Origin of the sequence: Pseudomonas sp. BAV 4579 (assembly GCF_009765395.1) — a bacterium.
GTDB classification, from domain to species: Bacteria; Pseudomonadota; Gammaproteobacteria; order Pseudomonadales; family Pseudomonadaceae; genus Chryseomonas; species Chryseomonas aestiva.
The window spans coordinates 1-277 of the sequence record NZ_WHOV01000236.1; the positions used below are offsets into that span (position 1 = coordinate 1).

Here is a 277-nt window from a genome sequence, read left to right on the forward strand (position 1 = left end):
CTTCTGCTCCCAGCGAAAGCCCTTGCCCACGAACAGCCGCTCATTGCTGACCGGAATCTCCTTGCTGGTCATGCTGTAGAACGACAGGCGCCGGATATTGCGCCGGTAGCGCAGCACGCGCAGCGCCTGGCGTAAGCGGTAGATCCCGAAGCCCAGGAAGGCGACGGCCGTGACCAGGCCGAACAGCGGGGTCAGGGCCACGGCCCAGGGCGCGAATACGCATAGGAAGGCCATCGCCAAGCACACCTGCACCGTGTAGAGCTCCACCGCAGGCCGC

1 pseudogene is annotated in these 277 nt (G+C 65.7%); it reads right to left on the reverse strand.

The features are described 5' to 3' along the window. A pseudogene (locus GSQ95_RS27370) lies at positions 1–277 on the reverse strand (conjugative coupling factor TraD, PFGI-1 class); the annotation flags it as partial.